This window comes from Pseudomonas sp. WP18 (assembly GCF_036689585.1).
Lineage (GTDB): Bacteria > Pseudomonadota > Gammaproteobacteria > Pseudomonadales > Pseudomonadaceae > Aquipseudomonas > Aquipseudomonas chlororaphis_E.
Genome location: NZ_CP144758.1, coordinates 3,194,866 through 3,219,617, shown reverse-complemented (window position 1 = coordinate 3,219,617; position 24,752 = coordinate 3,194,866). Strand labels below are relative to the sequence as shown.

The following is a 24,752-nucleotide window of genomic DNA, read 5'->3' as shown; positions in this document are numbered from 1 at the left end:
CATTGAAAGGTTGTAGAGCGTGGGGGGCTCAGCTGCGTTTGCTCTCGAAACCGTGCAGTACGTTGACGGCATTGATGCCGATCTCATCGACCATGTAGCCGCCCTCCATCACGAACAGGGTCGGGCAGCCGACGCTCGCGATCAGTTCACCGATGCCAATGAAGTCTTCACTTTCCAGTAGGAAGTGACTGATGGGATCGTCCTTGAACGTGTCGACTCCCAAGGAAATCACCAGCACTTGCGGCGAGAACTGCTGGAGTTTTTTGCAGGCATGGAGCAGGGCGTTGCGATAGCTCTCCCAGGTGGTGTTTTTCGGCAGGGGATAGTTGACGTTGTAACCCTCGCCGGCACCTGCGCCGACTTCGTGGCCGTAACCCGAGAAATACGGGTAGGACACCGCCGGTTCGCCGTGCAGCGACACGAACATGACGTCGCTGCGCTGATAAAAAATGTTCTGCGTGCCGTTGCCGTGATGGAAGTCGACGTCCAGCACCGCGACACGTTTGGCGCCTTGGGTGATGGCCTGCTGCGCGGCAATGGCGGCGTTGTTGAGGTAGCAATAACCGCCCATGTATTCGCGTGCGGCGTGATGACCAGGTGGACGGCATAGGGCGAAGGTACTGTCGTGGCCTTCATCGAGCAGGGCCAGGCCGGTGAGGGCGATATCGGCGCTGGTTTTCACGGCTTGCCAGGTCGTTGCGGTAATGGGTGAGCCAGCGTCCATGGCATAAAAGCCAAGCTTGCCATCGATGAACGTTGGCACCTCTTCGCCGGCCAGATCGCGCACCGGCCATACCAGCGGCAAGGCATCGTGAGTGCGACCGGTTGCGCACCATTCGCTCCAGGCATTTTCCAGAAAACTGACGTAGCGCTCGCTGTGCGCGTTGACGTAGCACGAGCGATCAAAAGCGCGCGGTTCGATGATCTGACCAAGTCCAACCTGTTTGACGCGGTTGTGCACCGTGTCGGCCCGACTCGGCTGTTCGAAAGACGGTTTGAGCGCGCCGTCTTTCAATTCGGTGCCGTGGTGCAACCGGTGGGAATCACTGAAAACTGTAAACATTCTGCGCATCCGTTAATGTGAGCCAGTGCAAATATTCTGTTCCGGCATGGCTGCGCTTTCTTTGCTTTCTTTCCATGATTTGGTGGATTATTCGGAAGTTTTTACTCGGGAGTGGTTTCATGCAGAAAAAAATATCCAAGCGCATCAGTCTCGATGAAACCGATCTGGCTATTCTTGAGTTGTTGCAGGAGGACGCGAACATTTCCAATGCCGAACTCAGTGAACGGCTGTCGTTGAGCCTTACTCCGTGCTGGCGGCGGCGCAAGCGAATGGAAGAGGCGGGCGTCATCAAGGGCTATCAAGCCAACCTTGATCGGCGAATGCTCGGGCTGGATATCATGGCATTCGTGCACATTCGCTTTTCCACCCATGCCGATCACGCTCCGGACGCCTTCGAGGCAGTGATTGCGCAATTGCCAGAGGTATTGGCTTGCCACAAGATCACCGGAGATGCCGACTACGTACTTCAAGTGTTGGCCGAGGATCTTGATAGCTATAGCGACTTTATCGAGCAAGTGCTGAGGCGCCAGGTCGGCATCGCGTCTATTCAGTCGAGTCTGGCTTTGCGCGAAATCAAAGCGGGTAGCCGTATGGCCATACCCAAATTGAGCAAGGATTGAAGATCGGACGTTCTGGGCTGAACAAGGCTCTAAAACCTTACCGCCACGTCCGTCGTCATAAGCATCTGCTGAAAGCGCTTCCATATGCGCGAGTTAGCTGAGACGAAGCGCAAGCTGAGCGTCAGATAAAAGCTCCACATTACGTGATCCCTGGCTTAATACACCTGCTCCCGCGAATGGCAGCTTTCGGCCCAGGCTGCGTGAAAACGCACTCAATACGTCGAGGGTTGAGAACTACGGGCGCTCCTCGCGAAGGGTATCAACCCCAAGTTGACCGCAAATAAAAGCGACACGCTGCGGCTGTGAACAACATCACTGGACAAGTGGGCACGCAAGTAAGCTAGGCTGTTCGCGCGACAGGTCATCGGTATTCGATGGCCTGAAAAATAAGGCGCTATCAATGTCGAAGCATTTGCTGTTGGGCTGGACCCTTTCCTTGTGCGTGCTTACTGCCTTGAGCGGCTCGGCCACCATGGCAGTTGCTGCCTCGCCTAACGCTACGGCGGTATCGGACACGCAATCGGTGTCCCTGGCAGGCGGCAAGCTGAACTTCGTGCTGGAAGGCGTCGAGGCCCGTATCTTGAACAGCGAGAACGGCGGCACGATGTACTTCGATCCGAAAAGCGAGCGGGCCATCATCGTTACCGAAGGTCCGGCGCCGACTGCGGGTACCACCCCGGACGCTGCGTTTCGCATTGCCGTGGATACCTTGAAGGATAAGCAGCAGGCCGCCTCACCCAACTTTCGCATGACTGGCGAGAAGACCATCCAGGTGAACGGCTTGAGGATGTACCGCCTGGACGGCACCGACGATTTCAACGGCCTGAAACTGCTGATGGCCTCGCTGATGACGATGAGCGATCAGAAGATCACCATCATCGAAGTGATGTCCAGCGAAAACGACCCGGCCGGCCATACCGCTGTGTTGAAGAACATTCTGGGCAAGTAAACCGCAGGTTTCCGGATAGTAGGCTATCGGCTCCCGACGGTCTGTCTATCACCAGGAACCCACATGATCTCGTGCGCAAAGCTTGCCCAAATCGGTGTCGCGCTCCCCGAACCGCTCGCGCCGCGCGGCGACTCTGTACCCGACGTGGTGCACCGCGGGGTGGTCTACGTCAGTGGCCAGCTATGTTTTTATGGAATTCACTGGAACTCCATTTACAAGCTATCGGGGTCGCCAAAAAACATTTTGACTAGGCTCTAGGACGGTAGTTTCAGGTCATAAAAAACTAATGATGCCCCCAGTTTTGCCCCCAGTTACACAGGGTGCGAGAGCGCTCGCGAGCGGCGATTTCTCACGGACTCCAGTATGGCAGTGACTGGCTTTCGGTGTAACTCCTCATTGGATCTGGAGGTAGGTTGCAGGGCTCATCAAGGACACGCTAATCCGCTCTCGCTCGAGAGCAGCAACTCCGATCGGCTGTGTTCGACTCAATATTTGCATCCGCGTAATTGGTTTGCTGGTCTTGGAGGTTTCTACGAAACCAGGGACGATTCAGTCCAGCTCTGCCAGCTTCAACGATCCTTTCGATTGCACGATTAACTTAACCCCAAGAGGCTGCACGAGTCTGTCGCACATGCCCTCGAGATCATCATGAAAAATGCCGTGGTGGGCGATGCCCTGAAAGTACCGAGTCACTGCGCTGAGTACCACAAGGGCTTCAGCGTGCCGTCACCCACCGGGTCAATTCGACATCATCGAGCGCATGTTTGGCTGGCTGAAAGAGAACCGCAGGATCGTGACACGCTTCGACAAGCTCGCGAAAAGCTATCCGGCCATGGTCTCACTGGCTTTTTCCATGCGGTGTTTGCGGCATCTCTTTTCGTACAGAGCCTAGCATGCACCTTTCGTTAGGGTGCTATCAATTGGTTTGATGACAAAACTGTGTTGGGTTGCCAGCAAGGATCGAACACCTGCGTTGAAAGCGAATGGACGGCCTGCCAGGTAAGCTTTGATCAGACGAGGCGCTTCTCGAAACCAGCCAGATATTCGCGAACCATCGTCGAGTAGGGTGCTTGAGGCTTGGCCATCTCTTTCATATGTCGCACCGTACGGTCTATCAATGCCTCCATTCGTTTTATGATGCGCTTGTTTTCATCCGCGCACGGAGCATTCCTGCACACTTCGAGTTTCAGAATCATCGCGCAAAGATCCTTTACTGACTCCTCCATAAAGGCGAGTTGGCGCAGTACTCGCGTGCGATCCTGGACCAACCCCAAACGGTTCAGTCCGTAGGTATGGATCGATACCGCGCCACGAAGACTGAGCTTGTCTTCAAGCGCCTTATCAATTTCACCTTTGAATTCCGGGAGTAGATCTTGGGTTGGAATGACTTCAGGTAGCCCCGCGCCATCGTGTGGTTTTGGTAACACCAACCCAATGAGCTTTTCGCAGTCGACATGGAAGGCTAAATGCTCTTGTGGATCATCCCGGCAGGGATTGAGTAACAACGCGTATTCCGTTGAACAGTCCCTCGAGTCCTGTGTCGCGCGCGGCCCCAGGATTGGAAAATGGTTGCCTTTGCCTGTAGTGACCCTGCGTTGCTTGCTGAAGCCTAAGTGGTCACTGCGCAGTTCAACCAATTGGGTCGAGAGCACCGGTGTGATGTGTTCGTTCAGTCGGTTGCAATGGATACAGCTGGGAAGCAGGTTTTCCCAATCCATCGCCAGCCACCAATACCCCGTATGGTCAGTATCATTTACGCCCCCCTTCGGCCTGTAATGCTCTACGTCAACCGGGGCCACGGCAGGGTAGAACGTTTCGCAATACGCGCACTTGCCATGAAACAGCGCTAACAACTGGGTTTTGACCGAATTTTTGCGATAGGTCTTGAAAAGGGGTTTTTTCAAGGAGTCCACTGCCTTTGCGGCTTCAATCACAACCGGATCATCGGCCGCCAGCGTGGCTCTGGCGCGCGCCAAGGTCTCAAGTGCAGCCGTTTTTTCTTTGAAATAGGCGGTTAAATCAGTGAGTTCCTGATCCGCGGCACTGACTGTGGTCTTTCTCGGCAACATCGCCAGGGGCTTTTTCACGAGGGATCGGTTAACGAAGCGCACGGTTCAAAAATCCTTGAGGATATTCAGTATTTTGGTCTTGGTTTCCACACGTATCGTTTCCCACTCACTGGAAGGTTCCTTCTTTCGCCGCTGAAGAAATTCGGCGACAGCCTCCTGAACGACACGCTGGGCCTCACTGGTGCCAACGGGAAGCGCGTCGTTGACCTCATCTTCGAAATAGGCCATGACCCGCTGTTCTTGGGCGGTCAACACCTCTCTGTTTTTGCGCTTGCTCAATAGATCGGCCACGCTGGCCAGTTGTTTCTCCATTTCCGGCTGATCAGTTGACATCAAATTGAAAAAATCGGACGTCAGCAACTGCTCGATCGTCAACCGGGAGGAGTCCGGTAGATCACTCAATTGCTCAATGCACGTGGCGTACTGAGTTTTTGCCCCGCCAGCCTTGGACCGACGTTGAACGACCACGACTTCTCCTTTCTGCATGCCGCGCAGACACAGGGGGTCATGGCTGGTGGCGATGAACGTGACCTTGGGCAAGGCCTTGCGCAACACATGCATGATCTGAATTTTCCAGCGCGGGTGCAGGTGCGCTTCGACTTCGTCGATTAACACCACAGCCTGGGCATGCTCAAGTCCTTGAAAACGGGGATGGACGCGACGGTCCATGAGCCGTTGCATGATGTCGCACACCATTGCCAGGATGGTTCTGTAGCCTGAGGACACATCATTGAGCGGTGTCCTGGTCACTACACCGGCGGGGACCGTCACGATCAGGCAGGATTTACCGTCGGGCGCTTTTTCGATGACTTTTATGTCGCCGTCCACAGACATGATGATTTTCAATGCACGGGCTACGTCATTGAAGTCTTCGCCTTCCAGCCCGAGCAGCCATTGCTCCGGATTGGCCAGCAGGCGATCCGTTTCGAACAGGTTGATGATCGCGTGATTGGCTTCATGAGCCTGAGGAGATCTTTTCTGGTATTGGCGAAAGGCGCCATAAGCGAACACCGGCGGTACATCATCCAGTCCATCCGGTCGAAAGACGTTGTCATCAATCCTCAAGACTTTGGCTTGCCCCTCGTCGAAACTCAAACGTACCTGTGCCAGGGTTTTAGAGGCCACGTCATCCGAGCCCAGTTGGGCTGGAGAAAGTACGAAGGAGGCAGGTGTCAGGTTCAAGGTGGCAGGTGTATCTGGATGGCTCAGCGCAAGCGCAATCGCTTCGAGAATCGAGCTTTTTCCGGTGGCGTTTTCACCCAGTATCAGCAGTGCTGGCTGTAGAGTTTCATTGCTCAACTGCGATTCGGCGCTGAGTGTGCCGAGATTCAATTCGAGGTGCTCGATCGCCTTGAAATGCTGAAGTTCGATGGAATGCAAGGACGGGTAAACCAGCGGCACAGGTGTCTTCTGCTGGTCTGGCTCAGTGCCCAGAACGCCATAGTCCGTTGGCGGTATGTTCAAGGTTTTACGGCCGAAGTCAGTTTCTTCAATCCACCCCTGCAATTGTTCACGCGTCTGCTGATAGTCCCCGACTGAAAGCAGGGTTTTCAGTGTCTTTGCCACCCCGGAGCGGCCGGTAGGCATTGTCAGGCCAGCTCTTTGTGACAAGTACAGCGCAATTCGCCGGCATTGCAGGTACCACAGGCCACCGAACTCAAGTTCGGCGAAGTCAAAATAGGTCTGAAAGGTAGCCTGGCGTAATCGCGGCAGGTGTTCACCAGACGCCAATAGTTCTTCACGGTACTGCCGAAGTCTGGCTTCCCGCAGTTCATTCAATTCTGGACGGTCCAGGCGAAAATTAGCGATTGTGATATCGCCCTCTTCAGACAGTGGCAGCAGCTCGCCATTAACGGAGGGGAAAAAGTGCTTTTCAAAACGCTGATCAACGCACGGATCAAGCAAAACGGCTGTCTCGCGGTATGTGGAGAAGCGCCATGAACCGAGATTGTCATCGGCATACTGGCGCAATTGCTCAAGGTTCGGAATCGGAGCACGTTTGCCCTTGACCGGAAAGAACGAAGGCTGACGCGGAATACACTTCAGACAGATGGGATAGATATTTTCCCAGGCATTGGCGAGCCAGACATAGTAGAGATGCGAGTCAATCCCTCCCATCGTAGAGGTTGCAGACGACGTTGGTCGGAATCGGTAGGGAAGTGGATGATCCTTGCTTTCGCAAAATGCGCATTTCCATCGAAACATTTGTCCCAGCGCGTCATAAACAGGGCTGACCTGGTTCAGATTCAGTTCCAGGTCTTCCATGGGCACACGGGTTTGAGAACGCTCCTGAGTGTCCAGACTGAAGAACTCCAGCAGTTGCTCTCTGGACTTCCTGAATTGCTTTTCGCGGAAAATGGAGGGAGGTACTTTGTTGCGTAAAAATCGTTGCATTGCTCATCTTCCCTGACACGGCGAAACAAACCGCCACAGATCATCGCCAAACACAGGGTGCACGATATAGCATGGGGCCACTATCGAAAAGTCTGTGATGGTCCGCGAAGGCTGTCACGAGTCATTGGGGCATACCTAGTGTCCACGGCTACAGGAATGGCTTGTTTCAAGCAATAGCCGTTACTCCCAGCCGGCCGCCTTCGACCTACAACATGCGGTGGCGGAAAGCAGCATCCGGCAATCAGGTCGACAGCTACTCCCCACTCATACAGTTTCCTTCCGTGCACTCATTCAATTCTTGCCGCGGTTCGGTGATCACGTCTTTTATTGACGCGGTCACTGATAAACGTTCACCGGGTACGGCTATCATCGCGCGACAACATCCAGAGCGGAGCCGGTATGCCATTCCCCATCCTGCCGTGGGCAGAAATTTCTAACAACTACCGTCGCGGCACTATCTTGCTCGGCAACGGTGCGAGCATCGCGATTGCGCCGACCTTCGCGTATGGCTCTCTGCTGACGCACGCTCGCGAGAATGAGTTGCTCGACGGCGATGTGCAGCGCCTGTTCGACTTCTTCGAAACCAGCGATTTTGAGCTTGTCCTGCGGCTGGTCTGGCAGGCCAGCAACGTGAACCGGTCACTTGAAATTCCTGACGAGCGAACGCACCAGGCGTATGTGCGAGTTCGAGACTCCTTAATACAAGCGGTCCGCAGCGTACACCCTGAGTACGAGCAGGTCACACAACATCTGCCCAACATGTACCAGTACCTTAAAGGGTTCGACACGGTGCTCTCGCTGAACTACGACTTGCTGGTCTACTGGACCATGGCGCACGGCTTTAACGTCGACGATGGTCACAAGTTCAAGGACTGCTTCCGCGACGGCAGTTTTGACGACGATTGGCGGCGATTCCGTTCGCTTTACGGCGAGCGCGAAAATACCTTGGTCTTCTACCCCCACGGTAGCTTGGCTCTGAGCCGTAATAACGTGGAGGAAGAGTTCAAAATCCATGCTGCAGGCCATGGGCTGCTGGAAGCGATCCTGCGGCAGTGGCGTAGCGAACGAGTTGTGCCTCTGTTCGTCAGTGAGGGCACCGCCGGGCAAAAAATCAACTCAATCCGTAGCAGCTATTACCTGTCCACGGTCTATCGGGAGGTCCTCACATCGCCACGCAGATCGCTGACCCTGTTCGGCTGGGGACTGGGGGAGCATGACAGGCACCTGCTCAAGCGAATGCGAGGCAGTGGCATCCAGCGTGTGGCCGTTTCAGTATTTCGGGGCAGCCAGGCTTACTGCAATACGGCCCATCAGATCATCCAGGATGACCTCGGCGAGGTAGAAGTAGATTTCTTCGATAGTGAGAGTCCCGGGTGCTGGATTCACCCGGCAGACGAATAGACTGGAACTTTTGGGAGCTAGAAAGGCCATGCAAACAGCGTCGCTGCCGGCATGGCTCTACCGGACAGGATTGGCTGCTGCAGAAGACTGCTTTGTCACCCGGCGTGGTAATTGCCGACGACGATGGTCTGAGGTATGAACTTCTGCATCACGACCTTGATAGGGATATTGCCGCAGCCTGGACATTCGGCAGGCCAGCGCGCCAATTGGCCAGGTAAGCAGTCAGGTCTTGGCATTTACTACGCTGCGGTCTCCTTCAAAAGCGACGCCAGTGTGGTCGCATGGCAACATAGCTTCCCGGTGAAGGCTTTTCTGCGTGTTCCCGGGCTAAGCACCTAGCTCTTCTTTAATGCCTACATCTAGCCGAGCGGTAGGGATGATGCTTGCGCCTGCACCTGCTGTGATTCTATTAGGGCGTTGAGTCAGCGGCGGACGACATATTTGCGGAACTGTCGGCGCAAATTGCATAGGAGGTGGCGTGACTGTTATCGCCAGCACAGCATTGACCCTGTTGCTGAAACCTTACTGATCCAAGCTTCTACCTTATGAACCGTTACCAGTGCTGGTTTTATGCGGTTGCTGTTGGAACATCATGGCATTGGCCAATGGGTCAATTTGACGCCAGCGCCAACAGCAAGACCTTCGCAAGCGTGTTCGTGCACGGCCTGCGGAAAGGGTGGGCGACCACGTCTTTGGACTTGCGCTTACTTGAGCAGATCTTACGTGGGGCCTAACCGCGCATGACCCACCGCTCTGCGAATCTAAAAACAATGTCGTTCGTCTGCTTGGCAAGAGCTATCGCCAAAGGAGTGGGTGTGGAATTGCCGCACCCTAGCTATACGCGCTTGATCATCAAGGCAGCAAGCGAAGGGCTGGAGTCGGTTTCCCAGTCGGGACTGGCGTTCAGCAAGGTTGAGCTCATGCTGCTCGATTTACGTCAGCCCGGCGAGCTCTCAGGGGGGCTAGTCGAGGTGACCCAGCACGAGCGTAGCGGTGAGGTGATGCAGGCGATGGATTGCATCAATGCACTTTCGGAGAAAGGCACGGTCCGCTCTGCAATTGCACCTGCTGAGCCGATTTGATCAACCGGAGTTTACGAGATGCCTGAGTCAGCTGTGGAGCGCACATTGAAGGTGAGGCGACTTGAACTTCCTTATACTGCTCGGCCCCCATGGCTGCCGGTAAGTCGTCGGCAACCATTTAGAATGCGTTGCACAAGGACATTGAAATGCAAGATGAAGCCGCCGAGGTAAAAGCGAAACTGCTCGTAGAAATAGAGAAGGATCGTAGTGCTATCAACGAGCAGATTAGCCGGATCAAGACAGAGCTAGACGCTCCGACAGTTCCTGATGACGACGAAAGCCGTACTCAAGAACAGCGATATCGCAAGCGTGCGCTAGAGTACTTTCTCCAGAAGAACGAGGCTGCTGCGGCCGAAATAGAAGAGTACATCAAGGTTCAACTCGACAACGCTTCGCTCACTATTGCGTTTCAATGCAGCCCTGAGATGAAGAGGGCGTTTGGCTCCGGGTCACTTCTGGGCTTCAGTCCACCGTGCCTCTTTGACGCCCTCACTTATAGCTATCGGTTCCGTAATCGGCGAACCCGAAACTTCAATCCCGATCTCCTGGAGGAAATTGATTTTCGCTTCCTGTCACTGCCTGTATCTGTGTACCGCGAGAATATCGACGAGATTCGGGCGTACTACAAGCGTCGGGAGGTAACCGATGACTACTACCAGGTAGCTGAGTGTTACATCGAGGAGAACATCATTCCGAGGTTTTTGGAGGCCGGTCGTAACGACATTCATGTTGCTGGCAAGGGCGATCTCGTAGAGCACATCGTCGAGCGTTTCAAACAACGCGATTACATTTCGTTGTCGTTCATCCTCCCGCCGTTCATCGAAGGGACCATTCACAACATCTGCCAGACGCTTGGCCTGAAGGAGTCGATGAGTGAGAGAGCTGCTCTTAATCACCTGCTCGAGACGATCCAGAAGCACACCGATGTAATCGGCATGGAGTACCTCCTCTTCATCATGCCGATTCGTCGCAATCGCATCGCTCACGGTCGGGATCTCTACGCCAGCTTCCGGGAGGTCGCAGTGAGCTTCATGCTAGATCTCGATCTCCTTCTGGTGCTCGCCAAGCACAGTGAACTTCCGTTGAACGGTCTCCTGGATGTGCTTCGGCAGCCGACAGTAAAGAAGGTCAAGAAGATCTTCACCATGGGAATCGAACAGCATCACGTTCGGCTTGAATCCGAATGCAGGGAGTTGGGCGCATGGATCAACACTGAGGAGTTCTGGAGCCAACTGGATAAGCAACTCACACAAGCTGATGTCGACGCAAAGGAGACCCAACGCTTCGTGTGCAAACTCGAATACCTTGCGGTGTTGTTCGGCGATGATGACGTCGCAGCGCTGATAAAGGCTCGTGCCAAGGAGTTCCTAAGATACACCTTGTCCGCAGCACGTCAGCGTCTGGTGGAGGATGCTGAAAAAAGAGCCCGCTTACTCGATATGCTCAAAGCGAGGCTTGCCGGTCACGACTGAACTTCACCGTCAGTGCTTAATGAGATCATCACACCTGCACCTTACGAGACCTACGATTTAGCGAAGATCGTCATCAAGAGTAAGAATCCGGTCTACGCTCAACTGTGCGTTTGGGCCTGACATGTGAAATTCCAACGTTCTGGACTTCTATGGTTCGTCAAGGGCTCCGCGTATCTGTCTGGGTACGTGGGCCTGCTCAACATAGCCTCCGGAGGGGGAATGAATGGAATCATGGCATTGAAATACTACTATTTGTGACAAGCCAAAGGATGGGGATGGAAATGCGGATTTCTCGTGTCAGGCTAATCAATTTCGCTAATTTCTCGGATGTTGACGTCGAGACCGGTGACAGCATAGTCATTGTTGGAGAAAACAAGGTTGGTAAAAGCAACTTCATTCGCGGGCTGCAGCTGATTCTTGATCCGAGGTTGTCTGAGCGGGATAGGCAGCTGGGCCTTGAGCATTTTTGGGATGGACTAGGCGCCAATAAGATTGGCGAGAGCATTGAAATTTCCGTGGATCTGACGGACTTCACCGGCGACCCTCGGTTGATGGCCCACCTCAACGATTGCGTGATCGATCCAGGCCCTCCTATGGTGGCTCGACTTACTTATCGTTACCAGCCTAAAGCCGCGCTTCGAAATGCAGCAGAATCACTAACTGACTATGAGTACGTAGTCTTTGGTGGTCACGATCCCGAAATGCATGTCGGAGGCGGCCTTCGACGCATGTTGCCAATGGATGTACAGGGAGCGTTGCGTGACGCCGAGAAGGATCTCGCAAGTTGGCGCAATTCGCCATTGAGGCCGCTCATCGAGGATCTTGCCGCGTCTTTGGACGACGATGCCCGTGAAGAGATTCAGAACCAGATCGATGAAGCACAGCGCGAACTGGCCGGCCACGATGAAGTGGTGGCTGCGGCAAACCGCATCAGCGATCGGCTAATCGCTATCGCTGGTGGTCAGCATGCGGTTCCTGTATCGCTCGGACTCGCTCCCACTCGAGTGGACGCGTTACTGCGTAGCTTGCGGTTACTGATCGACAATGGCGTACGCAGCGTCGGTGAAGCCAGCCTGGGAACCGCAAACCTGATTTTTTTGGCGTTAAAAAGCCTCGAGCTTGATCGGCTCGTCACCGACGGGGAGCGTGACCATACCTTCTTTGTAGTCGAGGAGCCTGAAGCGCATCTGCATCCACATGTGCAGCGCCTCGTCTATCGCTATTTTCTCGGAAGAGAAACTGAGGATGGCGAGGATTCCCCCCCGCTGACAACAATCCTCACTACACATTCGCCACATATCGCGAGCGTAGCTCCGATCAGATCAATCGTTCTACTGCGGCATGACGCGGTGTTAGGTGAGACTGTCGCTGTTTCCACAGCGAACGCGCCTTTTACTCAGCGTGACGAGGAGGACCTTCAGCGTTACATCGATGTTACTAGAGGCGAGATTTTCTTCGCTCGAGGTGTGATTTTAGTTGAGGGAGACGCGGAGCGCTTCCTCGTTCCCGCATTCGCCGAGGCTCTAGAAATCCCGCTCGACATGCTTGGAATTACCGTGTGTTCGGTTGGGGGAACCAACTTTACACCCTACGTAAAACTTCTGGGCCCCGAGGGCCTAGACATCCCCCATGTGATTCTCACGGATCTTGATCCCGTCAACGGCAATCATCCGTTGGTCCGCAGACGACTGATCAACGTTCTTAATGTGGTTCAAAGCGACGTAGACCATGAGGACCTGGATGCGGATGAGGTGATTGAGCTAGGCGAAGAGTACGGATACTTCGTCAACGAAAACACCTTGGAAACTGAGCTTTTCGCGGGCGGGCTCGCGGAAGCGATGCAGGAGGTCATTTTAGAGGAACTCTCTCTAAGGCGGGTTACTTTGAGCGCCCTACAACAGTGGGTCGACGATCCGGGGCAGGTCGATGAAGACCGCTTGCTGAAGTTGATCGATAGGATCGGGAAGGGGCGATTTGCGCAGGCTCTAGCTCCATCTGTTTCGGAGCACGTTTGTCCGGGCTATATTCGGGCCGCGCTGGAGCACATCCGCAATGCCGTCGCGTAGTGTCAGTACAGCCTACTTGGCACAGGCAGCCGAGTTGGCAGGAAACCCAGGTCAGTTGGCAGCATATAACTCTCAGGGGCATTGCGTAGTACTCGCTGGCCCTGGAAGCGGAAAAACCAAGACGCTCGCATTGAAGCTGGCCCGTATCCTCGCTGAGGACGTTCAGCCCCCCCGTGGTGCTGCATGCATCACTTACAGCCAAGAGTGTGCGCGTGAGTTGACTCGCCGGCTTGAGGTGTTGGGGTTGCGAGAGGCGCCGAACCTATTCATTGGCACTGTCCATGGGTTCTGTCTGCGCCATCTGTTGATGCCATACGGGCGCTTAGCTGATCTGCCGATAGAATTCCCTCTCTCAGTGGCATCTCAGCGAGTGGGTGAGCGTTTGCTCAAGCAATCTGGAGACCGGCTCTTCGGACCTAATCACCCTTACAAAGCGATCGATCTTGGACGGCATCGCCGCTCCGTACTGAACCGAAATAGCATTGCTTGGAGTAGCGAAGAGGAACTCGCCGCTTGGGCTGACGCTTACGAAGCTGCATTGCGTCAGGATGGGCTAATCGACTATGACGACATGGTTGTCTTTGGCCAGCAGTTGATCTCCGATCATGATTGGGTGCTACCGCTGGTGCAGGCAAAATTTCCAGTGCTGGCAGTCGATGAATATCAGGATCTGGGGGTCGCACTCCATCGAATAGTTACGCGCCTGGCTTTCGATGGTGGTGTGCGCCTGTTCGCGGTCGGCGACGCCGACCAATCAATCTACGGTTTCACTGGTGCCGATGGCGCGTTGCTCATGGAGCTCGCCGCGCGCGAAGACATCGAACCAGTCAGACTTCAGCTGAACTATCGCTCAGGCGCCGGAATTGTCAGTGCTTCGGAAATGGCTTTGGGTGAAGCTCGAGGCTATAGGGCGAATGACCCAGCCCGTCAGACGACCATCGAGTTCGTCCTTTGCCCCAATGGGCTGTCGGATCAGGCCGCACATGCCGTCGCTCAGATCATTCCCACGGCCTTAGCGTCTAAGCCGGGGCGAACGTTGGGCGATATCGCAATTCTTTATAAAGATTATCGTGCAGGCGATGTGGTCGCTGAGGCGGTGACAACGGGCGGCTTCGATTACATCCGGGTGGACACCGCTGCGCCTTATCGTAAGGTTGCGTTGACGAGTTGGGTGGAGGATTGCGCTGCTTGGTGTGCGGGTGGCTGGCGTGTCGGACATCCGCAACTGCGCGGGCTAATTGACCGCTATTTCGCCTTCCACAGGTCGGGCTTAGACGATGTGCACGCTCGACGCAAAGGGCATGAGCTCACCGCTTTACTGTGGCAATTGCGTGCTGACCAGCAGCCCGCACGTAACTTTGTTGCTTCGTTACGTAACGGGATCGTGGATCGCCTAGTTCATGATGAGTTGGCGCTCGCTGATCAGAAAGAGCAGTTAGATCGTATGACGACAGCTCTCGCCGAGGGCGGTGCGTTGGCTACGCTGGACATCACGAGCTTGGGCGGACGTGATGGTTCGCCGGACCACCTCAATTTACTGACACTGCACTCAGCGAAGGGGTGTGAGTATGACGTGGTAATCATGGTCGGTCTCGATCTCGGAAATTTGCCATGGCGAAATGAGAGCCCCGAGAAGTTGCGCGAAAGTCGCCGGCTTTTCTATGTTGGGCTTACACGTGCGCGTGATGAGGTCCATATGCTGTACTCTGGTTTCGTTGACGGCCGCTATGGCCCGATGCGCCTGGGGCGCTCGCCATTCTTGGATGAGCTGGAGCAACGAATGCGTGCAGCCGGTCTGTGAGTGTTGTAAGCGGCCGTTGAAGACTACAACTTCCAAGGTGGTAGGGGGGGCTTTCAGTGCATGTCCAAAATCTTGATTGAGTGGGGGCAGAGAGGGTAAGGCGCATCCACCGCATTGAAGGCGTCAGCAGCGGGAAGAGGTCTGATGTCATAACGTATTATCCGCTGCAGGCAGGCTGAAGTAAGCAGGTACTAAACTTTAGCGCATTGGGTCGGAGTGCAGTCACTGAGTTTTAATGGCGACACCGTAGCTATAGCTCATAGGGATGGAGCCCAAATGATGACCCTATGGCATACCAGACGTTTTGCCATTGAACTTGCACCAGGTCGGTTCCGACGAAATGAGTTTCCTGGTTTCCCAAGCGCAGGAGCTTGCCATTGGCCAAGTACTTATTGGTGGACAAACCCATCTGTCGATCACTGAGTTGTTGAGGTAGGACAGCTCGAAACGGGGCCGCGTAGACCGGGTCATCCGCGACCAGCATGAACTCATCGAACAGGTGAGCATAGGCTTCCATGTGCTCACCTAGATCAAGGGTGTACCAGTCGCTTGTCAGGGTATTGAACCTGACCTCTCCAGTTTCGTATTCCATCACCAAGCTATTCAGGTGATCGATTTCGTTTCGGTCTTCCGTTGGGCAAAAGACGAACACGGTGATGAACGACCTTTCGTGAAGCCAAGAAATCGCATGTGGAATGATGCTCTCGATCGATTGGGGTTCCAGAGTTTTGTCAGGATGAATGTCCCGATAAAAACTCAGTGCCAAGTGCATCTGCTTCATTACGAATGTGTAATCGACGTACATGACACGATATTTCGCTGGAGCCCGCTGCATGCGCTCAAGGTAGATTTGCCTAACATCCGCAACGCATTGCCGCACATCACGGTTGATCTCACGTCCAGTGAAGCGGATCACTGAGTAACCAGCGCGGGTAAGATACCGCTGCCGGATCGCATCCTTTTCGAGCTGTTCCTTTGTCGAGTGATATGCGTGCCCATCCAGCTCGACAATCAGCCGTGCATCTTTGAGAATGAAGTCGACCCTAGTATCGATGATGTTTTACGGTGTCTCCGAACCAGTGTTCGCTCTCGATGGCACTCGCGAGATCCTCAATCGCGTTGTGGAACTCCTGCTCGATGTAGGACTGCCCCCGGTCGTGGTACCACGAAGGCGGAGTCTCATCAGTGGGGTGGCCTGGGTACTTCATTCGTCGTCTCCGCTGACATACTGCCCGGTTGCCGTTGACTGCTTACACATACCACCGAGCATGAGTGCTTTCTACGACTGTAGAGGGCGTTAGGGTGCTGGTGAATGGCCGCAATACTCCCTGTTAGATTTCGTCTACAGCCCACCGTACGATGCTTTTTTCGAAGTGTGTCAACGGTGCTGATTCGATTCTAGGTGCCCATGCGCGTAACTTGTCGAGTAGTTGGGTAAGGTTTTCTGAAGGTAAGATCGCCCCTTTGAATTTCGAGGAGATCTGCGTCGGCACACCGTACTCATCCAACGCGGTGAGCAGCGGATCATGGAACAGGTTTTCAAGCTGTTCGGCGAAAAAGCCAAAGTCCCCTGGCTCGATGCCCCTGCGGGTCAAAACGTCCGCTTGGATCTTGCTCAGCGCCATGATGTCTCGGGGAAGGCGGTATGAAATGACGTTGCGTATGAGCTTGAGCCGTTGCCCTATCGACTCGCTGGGAGTCCGGTCGGAGCCATCCTCATCAATCGCCTGCTGGAGATAGGCCTTGAAGTCTTTCTGGGCTCTGAGGGCATTGATATGCCAAGCGAGTTGCAGCCCTGAATGGATACCATACTCCGGCAGCCGATGAGGAAGGTGCTCATAGATCAGAGTACAGAGATACTCAAGTTGCTTTTGCTCTGGGTTACCTTTCCACGTGAGCCATACGCGACCCAGCGCGAGCTCTCGCAGAATGCGGTCGGCCAATTCGACCTGACGTTCGACTGGAATGTGCCTGTTTTCGATCAGCGTCGCGACGGACAGCTGAGGAGTCGCATAGGCAGCCTCAAGACGCTGCCGCGATTGGTCGGTGAGGTATTCGGGTTCGAGTTTCATGAGCAGTCCCATAGGGGACGCCCCGTCTTGCAAGCCGATTGGGTACTCGACTATGAGGCTCTTCTCCTCTGGTGGCTCCTCCAGCATATGAACCTTACCGATGAAGTATTGATTCATTCGCCCGGCGCGCCCGGAAATATTCTTGAATGTGAAAAAATCAAAGGGACTGTTGTTGATTCTTCGGTCATAGATGATGACGTTCTCTGCCGACGTGTTCACCCCCTCGATCATGGTGGACGTACAAATGATGTAGCGAATGGTTCGCTCGTTGAACAACTTCACAAAATATTGCTGGATGGCCCTTGGTACACCGCCGTGGTGAATGCCGATGCCTAGCGAAATCGCCTTCGCTACGTTCCAAGCAGGATGATAGTTATCCGCGATCCATTCTGAAATTTCACGGGTGCCATCAAGCGCAGAGAAGTCCCCCTCATCGATTAAATATTGCGCGACCCGATTTGCGCTTGCCGGTGACTGGCAGTAGATCAGGGTAGGGGAGGTGATCTGCGAGCACAGCTCAAGAAGCTTATCCTTTCGCGTGTCGCCGCGCGTTCGCAGGTTGTAGTGTGTCACGTCGACTGCCACGGTCGAGAAGTTCGAGGGAATGAAATTGTACTCATACCCATCCAGGCCTTGGATGTTCTGAATGTGTGGGCCGAGTAGATAGAACTGAGCATTCAGCTTCGCAAGCTTGTGAAAAGCAAGGCTGAGATCAATAGATCGATTCTTTTCGTCAGAATCGCTGGCAAGGTCGAGCTTGTAGAATTCGTCAATGACGAAGAAATCAACATCACCCAGGTCATCACGCTGGAGCACCCTCTCCTGGGTCAGCAAGTACACATTAATAGGGGCGTCTGTTGCCGCTTGGCTAGGGTGCGTGATGATGTTGCACTGCTGACGAAAGCGCCTGACCAGCCGCCGGCGAGTTTCATCAATGAGCGCGATCGTAGGCACGATCACTACAACCTTTCGGAACTTGCCCTGTGCGAGGACAGCATCAATCACCAGGCTCTTACCGACGCTGGTCGAGGCACTTAGTACGACGTTTCTGCCTTGCATCAACAAATGGAAAACATGTGCCTGCAGGCGATGAAAAACCATGCCTTTCTCAATCCCTTCCACTCGATGAACCTCATAGGCCAACCGGTCGGGGAACGAAACGCTCTCCACATGTGGGGTGATGTAGGGGAACAGTCCAACGGTACGAACTAGGCTGAGCAGCAACGACTGTTCGACTTCATCGAACAGCTCGAACTTGTCAAGCGCCCGAATGACCAGGTCACGGCCCTCCCATTCGGGATGACCCTTGTTCACGATAGAGCTCATCCCCATGAGCAGGCCGGATTTGTCACTTTTGAGATCGTAAAGGTTCTCTAGCTGTTGTTTGATGAGATCGTATTTCATATCAGCTAGCAGCCTTGCAGAGCGCATTAAATTTCTGAACGAGCTGGTGGATGCTCTCGATCGGCACCAAGAAGACCACTACCCGGACTTGTTTGATCTTTGACGGTAATGTATTGGCCAGCGCATTGTAGTGCTGGGTAACCTCTGTCTTGAGGTTGGCCAGATAATCAGACAGGTACCCCTCGGACAACGCGTCGCTGTCGTAGGCGAGCAGGATCGGGAAGCACAACACACTTAGCATTTCCTGCGCAGGAGCATTGCGGTGCAAGGCCTTGTTGAAGGCTTCGGCCGTGGGTAGGTGGTGATGAGGCTCGCGGAGCGTGATGATGATCTCTCGCTCCTCAGTTAGCGCTGCTCTGGAGATGGTGGCATCGAGCACATCGCAAATTTCTTTCAGTGTCTGATCCATCGTTCCGGTGGAAATCATCCGCGACAAACCAAGCCATAGCTGGTCTGCTTCACCCGGTTTCTGGACGATGTGCGCATTGCCGAACTCGGAAAGCTTGCCGTTGACCGCATAGAAAACCTTACATGCGATTGGCTCGCTGTGTTCCCGACTTCGCAGGATGGCATGCAATATCAACTCTGCAATCAATCGATCCCGAGGTACGGCGGCTTGGGTCAACGTGTTGATGGATCGCGCCAATGCCGTTGGCGTGTGGTGTATCTGGAAATTGGCGATTTCGCTCGCACGTAGACAGAATTCAGGCAGCCACTGCAGCAAGTGCTCCGCTAGTTGTTGGGCTCGCCATTCCTCGAAATCGTACTCGACGTCAAACCCAGACAGGGTACGCAGCAAACCATCCTCTGTGGTCGTATGGAACTCCACCAGGAACGGATCGGGCTTGGTCTTGTATGGTTTGGCAAAGGCGGCAGAGTGCTTAGCAGCTGCACCAAGTAGCGCTTTCAGTCGCGCGAGGGCTGCCTCACGGCGGATTATTTTCTTCTCGGGCAAGGTTTTGACATCAGCAGTTGCAGCGTCGTCGGCCCAAGCCAGGAAGGCATCGTAGATCTCTTTCTGCTGGCGATGAGAAGGGGTCTCCCCATACAGATCGATAACCTCAGCAAGGACACGTAGATTCGTTGCCTCCAGCGACGAAGCATCACCGCAAACTTGCCAGACGAAGTTGTCTGCCCAATAGGAAAAGTCCCGCCCTCTGACAGACACGGTCTTGAGCTGCTTGGCCAGCGTCCGCCCTCGCTGGGTGGCTAGGTCGGGGGTAACCCGTCTGTCCAGTTCCTTGGCGAAATACTCCAGCGCCTTTGCGATATCGCGTTTGGACACGATCCTGAAGCAGGCTATGCCCGGTCGCACATCGCATTTTAATGATTTCTGAAACAGGGAGGAGTCAGCTTTCTGCTTCTCCAGGGCGGTGCACTCGGTCAGGTTCCACTTCTTATCACTTTCGGTGGTCTTGACTTGAATGTACTCATTGACAGTTTCCCCAGCATTCTCAGAAACCGCGACGATGTCATCAGCAGTTTCGCATTCCACTTGGAGATAGGTACTGTCACGCAGCATCTTCAAAATAAACGCAACGGCGACGTGATCCTGGTATTTGAAACCTTGTCGAGCTGCTGGCCCACCTTTATTTGATGGGCTTGGAATACTCACCATGACGTCCTTGTATCGATGAAGAAGGTTGGCGGCCGGGCTTGTGAAGAGCAAGCGCAAGCTTACGGACACATCCATTGATGGCTCCACGCTACCATCATTGGCGATCACTCGACTATCCCCACTTGTTCTCGTACGGAGGGTCAGCCATTAACTGAGGTGATCGAATAGCGCTCGACGGTGGTTGGGAACAGCAAAGGGTGACTTTTCGAGAAGGGAACTGTTGGGCGTTAGGCTGGGGGCATCCTTTTCAAACCATCCATAGCATGCCCTCAGATATGCCCCCGGGAGCCTCATCCTCTGGAAGTGGATGGATCTCGATGGTCTGTGAAAAGGCAGAAATGATCAGCTGAACAGCCTGCCCGACGACGCCTAGAGACTCTCAGGGTCGCCGAAGAACATCTGAATCCGCGACCGCAACCAACGCTCCCCTGGGTCGTTGTCCTGGGAGCCGCGCCAGGCCATGTGCAGTTCGAAGCTGCGCACCGGTATTGGTGGGTCTTCGGCGCGCACGCCGCCGGCGGCGGTGAGGGCGTCGGCGGTGTAGTCGGGCACGGTGGCGATGATGTCGGTGCCTGCCAGCAAGGTGCTCAAGCCGTTGAACTGCGGTACGGCCAATACCACGTGGCGCTTGCGCTCGAGCTTTTCCAGTTCTTCGTCGATAAAGCCGCTGAGGTCGCCGGCGAAGGACACCAGCGCATGGGGGCGGGCGCAGAACTCGTCCAGGGTCAGGCGTCCCGGCGCGGTGTCGGCCCGCAGGACCTTGGGCATGCTGCGCCGCAAGACCTTGCGCTTGGCGTTGGCCGGCAGGTCGTCGGTGTAGCTGACGCCGATGGAGATTTCCCCGGAGGCCAGCAGTCCGGGCATCAGGATGTAGTTGACGCGGCGTACCACCAGCACGATGCCGGGGGCTTCGGCCCGCAGGCGCTTGAGCAGCATCGGCAGCAGGGCGAATTCGGCGTCGTCCGACAGGCCGATCCGAAACACCGAGGTGCTGGTGGCCGGGTCGAATTCCGCGGCGCGGCTGACCGCCGTGGAAATCGAATCCAGGGCTGGGGAGAGCAGAGCGAATATCTCCACCGCCCGGGCCGAAGGCTCCATGCTGCGGCCGGTGCGCACGAACAGGGGGTCATCGAACAGGCTGCGCAGGCGTGACAGCGCGGCGCTGATGGCCGGCTGGCCGAGGAACAATTTCTCGGCCGCACGGGTCACACTGCGCTCATGCATCAGTGTTTCGAACACGATCAACAGGTTCAAGTCGACACGCCGCAGGTCATTACGATTCATCTGGGGTCCTGGCTGATTCGGTAAGCTTGACGTGGGCGGCCATATGGCAACAATGGCCGGCATGAATCTTACGGGGAAAGGCTGGTACTCTGCACTGGCTAATTCGGGTTTCCCAGGGATAAAGCCGACAGGAACGGTTCATTTTCTTGCTGCGGAATCAATGACAGGCATGTCGACTATTAATAGCCACTGATGGTCTTGGGTACAAAGCCCGGATAGAGTTCATGGCATTAGAGGTTACTTTGACGAGGTTTGCGATGTCCCGCACGATCCGTTTTCACAAGTTTGGTGGTGCCGAGGTGCTCAAATGCGAAGAGCATGCGGCGGCTCTTCCTGCGCCAGGAGAAGTGCAGGTCCGTGTCGAAGCGATCGGCATCAGTTGGTACGACACCTTGTGGCGCCAGAACCTGGCTTCGTCCCAGGCCCGCCTGCCTTCCGGGTTGGGCCATGAGATGGCCGGTGTGGTCACGGCCGTGGGCGAGGGTGTCGACGACCTGGTCGTGGGTGACAAGGTCGCCAGCTTCCCGGCCGAGAGCCCTAACGATTATCCGGTGTACGGTGAAGTCATCGTGCTGCCGCGCACCGCGCTGACCCGTTACCCTGATGTGCTCAGCCCGATCGAGGCGGCCGTGCACTACACGCCGTTGCTGATCGCCTATTTCGCTTACGTCGACCTGGCGCGGGTCAAGCCGGGGCAGTTCGCCCTGGTCACCGATGCCAGCCACTGCGCCGGCCCGTCCTTCGTGCAACTGGGCAAGGCCCTGGGCGTGCGGGTGATCGCGGCGACCAAGACGGCCGACGAGCGTGAATACCTGTTGTCCCTGGGGGCCGAGAAGGTCATCGTCACCGAGGAGCAGGACTTGCTGATGCAAATCAACAAGCTGACCGACAACCGTGGCGTCGACGTGGTCTTCGACGGCCTCGGCGGGCCGCAGATGTCGCTGCTCGGCGATGTGCTGGCACCGCGTGGCAGCCTGGTGCTGTATGGCCTGCAGGGCGGCAACCAGACGCCGTTCCCGGCGTGTGCGGCGTTCCAGAAGAACATCCAGTTCTTCGTGCATTGCATCGGCAACTTTACCGGCAAGCCGGAACTGGGCATCGTCCAGGACCAAGTGGCTTTGCAACGGGCCCTGCGCGACATCAACCAACTGACAGCAGACCGCGTGGTGGTGCCCCTCAAGACCCGGATCTTCCCATTCACCGAGTTTGTCGAAGCCCATCGCTACATGGACGAATGTCCTTGCCGCGAACGTGTTGCCCTCCAAGTCGTCGATCCTGCCTGATCGACGCCTCGCGCAAGAGTCAGTGTCCCGGCTCTTGCGCTGCCTACGGCCTGAGCGCCTGCCTTTCCTTCCTGTGCTGCCGGTCTCGTTGCCGGGTACCTGCCTGCCCAAGTGCCCTGGCTGGGGCCGTCTCTTTCTGATCTGTTTGCCCGCCCGCATCTGAACTGGTTTTTGTCCTTAATCTGTATCTTCCAATCATTGTTTAAGTCCTGATAATTGAACGCTTGTTTTCGTCTCAAGGAAGAAGTCGTGGCGTGGTATAACTTTTCCGAAGGGGGTTGCCCTTCAAATTATAATCAAGGTGCATTGAGCCTTACTTGGTGTAAGCCTATCTACCGATCGTCAATCGTGCCGGTTGTAGTGGGGCGTCGATTCAAGTTCGGCAAGTTCCTTATTTCATGTGCTCATTGTCTGTGGGACGTTGTCGGAAATCTCCTAGGACGTGCTAGGGGATCAACCACGTCCAGTGCCCATGCGGCTTTCAGGGGCGGGTTGAAGGCGGCGAGCGAATCCGCAAACGTATGTATCAAATAATGACAGCAAGCAAGGCTTGAATGTACTGCTAATACTCTTTGCAGCACTAGAACAATCTATCCAGATCAATACGTCGCTCGGCCCGTGGGTGCGAAGGCGACGCCGACCGTTGAATTTCCAGGTAAATGGCTATGAGTGCAATCCATGAGCAAGCAATGACTCACGTGTATCAACAAGTATTGCAGCGACTGTTGGGTTTTTATTCCCGGGCAGAACGAACCGCATTGCAGTTGTTGATCCAGCGTTTAATTGTCGCCGCCGGAGGCATCGATCGGATGGGTGATTATCGCGTGTTGACAGTGCAGAACGGCAGCCGGGATGGCTTCTATGTGCTGACGGCACTGCGAGCCGCACAGTTGAGCATCGCAGGCCGGCATCCAGCGACCTTCGCCTTGCGCGTGGCCACGCCTCGCCTGAGCCAGACCACCCAGGCCACCCTGGAAAACATCCATCGCTGCTACAGCGCGCTGTTCGTCTATGACGACCCTCGGGTCGAGCTGCTGATGGCCGATAATCGCGAGGTGGTGCCGTTCAATCACACGCAGCCGCTGTCGGTGGCGGGACACGAAGCCAATCGCATGGACATGCTGGTGCTGGGGCACCTGCGTTCGGTGGACAGCCCCCTGGAGGTCGGGGACGAGGGTTACCTGGCCATGGCGGAGTTCTATCGGCACATGGCGCGCTGGGAAGCGGGGGTGGATTCACTGGTCAGCAGTGATACGCCGCGCCAGCAGAAAAACTTCATGTCGGGGCTTCGGCGCGCGGCCGGCAAGATCGGCCTGGTGGCCGACAGCGGCAACGGTTTCGACAGCCTCTTTGCCCAGTTGGATACCCTTGGCAGCGAGCTCTATGGGCAGGTCTACGGTCCCGAGCACTTGGTCCCGTGGCAGCCGGAAGGTCACTTCGAGGCCTGTCGGCGGGTGGGGCACATCGGTATCGATGACTTGACCGTCGATCGTCTGGAAGGCACCAATTGGCCTTTGTTCAATGAATTCCTGCGGGTGCAGACCGAGAACCTCATTCCGTCGACGTCCGAGAACGAATACCTCAGCCCGCTGCTGTCGGCGCACTTGCATGGCTTGCAGGCCTGCTACCTGCATGGGCGCAGCTATGAAGCCGGGTATGGGGACTACGCGCAGCGCGCGGTGATGATCATGCACCGCAAGCAACTGCCGGAATACGCCTGCGAGCAGGCGCAGGCGATGTTCGGTTCGCCCCTGCAAATCCCGCAGCGCCGTGTCCAGGCCGCCCAGGAGGCGCAGAAAATCATGGGGCTCAGCGAAACGCAGCTGGTGTGCATGCTGTTCGCGCCGTTCGTGGAAGAGGGGGCGGGCCTGGAGCATTTCCTGCGCTGCTGCCACCCGGGCATGCTGGTGGCGATGCCGGACCTGCACAAGGCGATGCAGGGTGCGACCATTGCCGACCAGGTGGCACATTGGATGGTCGATGTCAGCGGTTTGCCCATGGACGTGCTCGGTACGTTGTATCGGTCGAGCGTCACGCGCTCGGAACGGCTGGAAAACCAGCCCGAACATGACCTGCAACAGGCCTTGGACGGTGCCGACGCGGCACAAGCCGAGCAGGGCGATGATGACCTGTGCGAACGCTCGGCCCGGCATTGAGGAGCGAGGCTTGATGGT

16 protein-coding genes and 1 pseudogene are annotated in these 24,752 nt (G+C 55.5%); 10 read left to right on the top strand and 7 right to left on the bottom strand.

The window, feature by feature from the left end; all coding sequences use genetic code 11:
- Positions 1-28: 28 nt before the first annotated feature.
- Positions 29-1,063 (bottom strand): histone deacetylase family protein, encoded by a 1,035-nt coding sequence (locus V5F23_RS14275; protein WP_042730647.1) that lies wholly within the window; start codon positions 1,061-1,063, stop codon positions 29-31.
- A 119-nt stretch (positions 1,064-1,182) separates the two neighbouring features.
- On the opposite strand from V5F23_RS14275, the gene V5F23_RS14270 reads away from it, so the two are divergent.
- From V5F23_RS14270 to V5F23_RS14260, 3 genes and pseudogenes are all read left to right on the top strand, one after another.
- A complete protein-coding gene (locus V5F23_RS14270; RefSeq protein ID WP_024778535.1) occupies positions 1,183-1,683 on the top strand; it encodes an Lrp/AsnC family transcriptional regulator in 501 nt (166 codons plus the stop codon).
- A gap of 400 nt (positions 1,684-2,083) precedes the next feature.
- On the top strand, positions 2,084-2,632 hold the full coding sequence (locus tag V5F23_RS14265; RefSeq protein ID WP_338495403.1) for a hypothetical protein: 549 nt from the start codon (positions 2,084-2,086) through the stop codon (positions 2,630-2,632).
- Between the two features lie 739 nt (positions 2,633-3,371).
- A pseudogene (locus tag V5F23_RS14260) lies at positions 3,372-3,524 on the top strand (transposase); the annotation flags it as partial.
- Positions 3,525-3,642: 118 nt separating this feature from the next.
- Here V5F23_RS14260 and V5F23_RS14255 read toward each other — a convergent pair.
- Together V5F23_RS14255 and V5F23_RS14250 are read right to left on the bottom strand one after the other, a co-directional pair.
- Positions 3,643-4,743 (bottom strand): endonuclease, encoded by a 1,101-nt coding sequence (locus V5F23_RS14255; protein WP_338495402.1) that lies wholly within the window; start codon positions 4,741-4,743, stop codon positions 3,643-3,645.
- A gap of 3 nt (positions 4,744-4,746) precedes the next feature.
- Positions 4,747-7,095 carry an AAA family ATPase gene (locus V5F23_RS14250; protein WP_043196466.1) on the bottom strand — a complete coding sequence of 783 codons (2,349 nt, stop codon included), beginning with the start codon at positions 7,093-7,095 and terminating at the stop codon, positions 4,747-4,749.
- A 399-nt stretch (positions 7,096-7,494) separates the two neighbouring features.
- Between V5F23_RS14250 and V5F23_RS14245 the strand changes: the two genes are divergently transcribed.
- From V5F23_RS14245 to V5F23_RS14225, 5 genes are all read left to right on the top strand, one after another.
- Complete coding sequence (locus V5F23_RS14245; RefSeq protein ID WP_043196465.1) at positions 7,495-8,496, top strand: DUF4917 family protein; 1,002 nt, start codon at positions 7,495-7,497, stop codon at positions 8,494-8,496.
- A gap of 815 nt (positions 8,497-9,311) precedes the next feature.
- Positions 9,312-9,578 (top strand): hypothetical protein, encoded by a 267-nt coding sequence (locus V5F23_RS14240; RefSeq protein WP_043196463.1) that lies wholly within the window; start codon positions 9,312-9,314, stop codon positions 9,576-9,578.
- 146 nt (positions 9,579-9,724) lie between these two features.
- A complete protein-coding gene (locus V5F23_RS14235; protein WP_338495399.1) occupies positions 9,725-11,050 on the top strand; it encodes a hypothetical protein in 1,326 nt (441 codons plus the stop codon).
- Between the two features lie 275 nt (positions 11,051-11,325).
- Entirely contained in the window at positions 11,326-13,116 is a 1,791-nt protein-coding gene (locus tag V5F23_RS14230; protein WP_338495397.1) for an AAA family ATPase, read from the top strand.
- Entirely contained in the window at positions 13,103-14,917 is a 1,815-nt protein-coding gene (locus tag V5F23_RS14225; RefSeq protein ID WP_338495396.1) for an ATP-dependent helicase, read from the top strand. The genes V5F23_RS14230 and V5F23_RS14225 overlap by 14 nt, the downstream gene beginning before the upstream one ends.
- Before the next feature lie 250 nt (positions 14,918-15,167).
- Here V5F23_RS14225 and V5F23_RS14220 read toward each other — a convergent pair whose 3' ends face one another.
- The 4 genes from V5F23_RS14220 to V5F23_RS14205 all read right to left on the bottom strand — a co-directional run bounded on the left by V5F23_RS14220 (position 15,168) and on the right by V5F23_RS14205 (position 21,295).
- Complete coding sequence (locus tag V5F23_RS14220) at positions 15,168-15,920, bottom strand: DUF559 domain-containing protein (RefSeq protein ID WP_338498920.1); 753 nt, start codon at positions 15,918-15,920, stop codon at positions 15,168-15,170.
- Between the two features lie 328 nt (positions 15,921-16,248).
- Positions 16,249-18,393, bottom strand: coding sequence for a DEAD/DEAH box helicase (locus V5F23_RS14215; RefSeq protein WP_043196458.1), 2,145 nt, complete (start codon positions 18,391-18,393; stop codon positions 16,249-16,251).
- A gap of 1 nt (position 18,394) precedes the next feature.
- A complete protein-coding gene (locus tag V5F23_RS14210; protein ID WP_338495395.1) occupies positions 18,395-20,119 on the bottom strand; it encodes a dsDNA nuclease domain-containing protein in 1,725 nt (574 codons plus the stop codon).
- A gap of 261 nt (positions 20,120-20,380) precedes the next feature.
- Positions 20,381-21,295, bottom strand: coding sequence for a LysR family transcriptional regulator (locus tag V5F23_RS14205; protein WP_338495394.1), 915 nt, complete (start codon positions 21,293-21,295; stop codon positions 20,381-20,383).
- Positions 21,296-21,552: 257 nt separating this feature from the next.
- On the opposite strand from V5F23_RS14205, the gene V5F23_RS14200 reads away from it, so the two are divergent.
- Both V5F23_RS14200 and V5F23_RS14195 read left to right on the top strand, forming a co-directional pair.
- Positions 21,553-22,578, top strand: coding sequence for a zinc-dependent alcohol dehydrogenase family protein (locus V5F23_RS14200; protein WP_042730643.1), 1,026 nt, complete (start codon positions 21,553-21,555; stop codon positions 22,576-22,578).
- Positions 22,579-23,243: 665 nt separating this feature from the next.
- Entirely contained in the window at positions 23,244-24,734 is a 1,491-nt protein-coding gene (locus V5F23_RS14195) for a hypothetical protein (RefSeq protein WP_338495393.1), read from the top strand.
- Positions 24,735-24,752 lie beyond the last annotated feature (18 nt).